Here is a 2867-nt window from a genome sequence, read left to right on the forward strand (position 1 = left end):
ACCGCCGATCCGGCCCGCCGCATAGCCCGCGGCCACGGCGAGGACCGCGAGCAGCATCCCCTCGGGACGGCCGCCCCGCACCGCCGCCGTGATCAGCGGCCAGGCCGCGCAGGCCCCCAGCACCGCGACCCCCGCCGCGTCCGGACCGATCCGTCTCTCGCCGTCCGCATCCGGACCGGCGGAAGCCATCCCTGTGGAACCCACCCCGCACCCCGCACCACGTCGTCGCCCCCGACCTGTGACGGGCCCCGGCCGCCGCCGGCGCCGCGACGGGCCGCACGACCAGGGCACCGGCACACCGTAACGGCTGGTGCACGGTTTGGGGATGTGTGGTGACAAGTCGCGCGGAAACGATGCGGCACGCGGCCCGCACACCCGAAGGCGGCGAGGGCCCGCCCGGCGCCCGCACCCCGCCGACCGTGCTGTCGACCGCCAGGTCACGCGCCGTAGACTCCCGGAGTGACCGTCACCGCAACCCCCGTCGACGAGTCGGACCCGATGCCGCCGCGGACCGCGCCCCCGGCGCGGGGCGGGCGGCTGGTGCGCCTCCTCCCGGCCGCCGCAGCCGCGCTCTCGGGCCTGCTCCTCTACGTCAGCTTCCCGCCGCGCACCCTGTGGTGGCTGGCCCTGCCCGCCTTCGCCGTCTTCGGCTGGGTGCTGCGCGGCCGGAGCTGGAAGGCGGCGCTGGGCCTCGGCTACCTCTTCGGCCTCGGCTTCCTGCTGCCACTGCTGGTGTGGACCGGTGTGGAGGTCGGGCCCGGCCCGTGGATCGCCCTCGTGGTGATCGAGGCGGTCTTCGTCGCGCTGGTCGGCGCGGGCGTCGCCGCGGTGTCGAAACTCCCCGGGTGGCCGGTGTGGGCGGCGGCGCTGTGGACCGCCGGCGAGGCGGTACGCGCGCGCGCACCGTTCAGCGGCTTCCCCTGGGGCAAGATCGCGTTCGGCCAGGCGGACGGTGTCTTCCTGCCGCTCGCCGCGCTCGGCGGCACCCCGGTGCTGGGCTTCGCCGTCGTGCTGTGCGGCTTCGGCCTGTACGAGATCGTCCGGCTGGCCCTGCGGGCCCGGCGCACCGGGACCGTACGGCGGGCCGCGGCGGTCGTCGGCGTGCTGAGCGTCGCCGTACCGCTGGTGGCCGCCCTCGCCGCCCGGTCGCTGGTCAGTGACAAGGCCGAGGCCGGCACCGTGACCGTCGCCGTCATCCAGGGGAACGTGCCCCGCCTCGGTCTCGACTTCAACTCCCAGCGGCGCGCGGTCCTCGACTACCACGCGCGGGAGACGGAGCGCCTGGCCGCCGACGTCGCGGCCGGCAGGGCCGAGCACCCCGACATCGTGCTGTGGCCGGAGAACTCCTCCGACATCGACCCCTTCACCAACCCCGACGCGCGCACCGTCATCGACAAGGCGGCCAAGGCCGTCGACGCGCCCATCTCGGTCGGCGGCGTGGTCGACAGGGACGGCAGGCTGCTCAACGAGCAGATCCTCTGGGACCCGGAGAAGGGCCCCGTCGACACCTACGACAAACGGCAGATCCAGCCGTTCGGCGAGTACCTCCCGCTGCGCTCGCTGGTGGGGGCGATCAACGAGGACTGGACGTCGATGGTCGGCCGGGACTTCAGCAGGGGCGGCGAGCCGGGCGTCTTCACCATGAACGGTGCCGGCGTCGGCCTGGTCACCTGCTACGAGGCCGCCTTCGACTGGGCGGTGCGCGACACGGTCACCGCCGGCGCCCAGATGATCTCGGTGCCCAGCAACAACGCCACGTTCGGCCGCAGCGAGATGACCTACCAGCAGCTCGCCATGTCCCGGGTCCGCGCCGTGGAGCACAGCCGCGCCGTCACCGTGCCGGTGACCAGCGGGGTCAGCGCGGTCATCATGCCCGACGGGGAGATCACGCGGAAGACCGGCATGTTCGTCGCCGACTCGCTGGTGCAGGAGGTGCCGCTGCGCACCTCCCGGACCCCCGCCGCCCGCCTCGGCATCCTCCCGGAGATCGCCCTCGTCCTGGTCGCCGCGGGCGGACTGGGATGGTCCGTCGCCGCCGGGGTGCGCGGGCGACGCGCCGGTGACGTGCGGTAGTACGCCTGCCGCACGCCCCCTGAAGCGCCGGGGAGGGCTCTGACCGGCCGGTTAGGGTCGGGGGCATGGCTACTCCTGACTTCATCCGCACCCTGCGCGCCTCCGCCGGTCATCAGCTCCTCTGGCTCCCCGGGGTCACCGCCCTCGTCTTCGACGACGAGGGCAGAGTCCTGCTGAACCGCCGGACCGACACCCGCAAGTGGTCGGTGATCGGAGGCATCCCCGACCCCGGGGAGCAGCCCGCGGCCTGCGCCGTGCGGGAGGTCGAGGAGGAGACCGCGGTGCGCTGCGCCGTCGAGCGGGTCGTACTGGTCCAGGCGCTGGATCCGGTGACGTACGGCAACGGCGACGTCTGCCAGTACATGGACATCACCTTCCGCTGCCGGGCCCTCGGCGGCGAGGCGCGGGTCAACGACGACGAGTCGCTGGACGTCGGCTGGTTCGCCGCGGACGCGCTGCCGGAGCTGAACGAGTTCGCGCACTTCCGGATCAAGCAAGCCATGTCCGACGCACCCACATGGTTCGACCCCACTGGAACCGGCTGAACTGTAGGGCTTGCCCACATGGGGCGCCGTGGGGGTGCTGCCTAGGGTCGAGACATGACCCCGCCCCGTGCCCTTTCGGCCCCCCACGCCACCCCGCTCGACCTCGGTGGCCGTACCGCCCTCGTCACCGGCGCCGCCGGCGGCATCGGCCGCGCCTGCGTGCTGCGGCTCGCGGCCGCCGGGGCCAAGGTCAGAGCCGTCGACCGGGACGCGGCGGGCCTGGAGGCGCTCGCCGAGGCGGCCCGGGAC

At 74.2% G+C, this 2867-nt stretch carries 3 protein-coding genes and 1 pseudogene; 3 read left to right on the forward strand and 1 reads right to left on the reverse strand.

The features are described 5' to 3' along the window. Nucleotides 1-189, reverse strand: a pseudogene (locus B7767_RS24970) (hypothetical protein); the annotation flags it as partial. 270 nt (nucleotides 190-459) lie between these two features. Here B7767_RS24970 and lnt point away from each other — a divergent pair. The 3 genes from lnt to B7767_RS24985 all read left to right on the forward strand — a co-directional run. Next, a complete protein-coding gene (gene lnt, locus B7767_RS24975) occupies nucleotides 460-2073 on the forward strand; it encodes an apolipoprotein N-acyltransferase (protein ID WP_085574167.1) in 1614 nt (537 codons plus the stop codon). Between the two features lie 65 nt (nucleotides 2074-2138). After that, on the forward strand, nucleotides 2139-2618 hold the full coding sequence (locus tag B7767_RS24980) for an NUDIX domain-containing protein (protein ID WP_085574168.1): 480 nt from the start codon (nucleotides 2139-2141) through the stop codon (nucleotides 2616-2618). Between the two features lie 54 nt (nucleotides 2619-2672). After that, on the forward strand, nucleotides 2673-2867 hold a 195-nt coding region (locus B7767_RS24985; RefSeq protein WP_143652623.1), incomplete at its 3' end, for an SDR family NAD(P)-dependent oxidoreductase.

Source organism: Streptomyces sp. 13-12-16, assembly GCF_002114215.1.
In the GTDB taxonomy this organism is placed as follows: Bacteria; Actinomycetota; Actinomycetes; order Streptomycetales; family Streptomycetaceae; genus Streptomyces.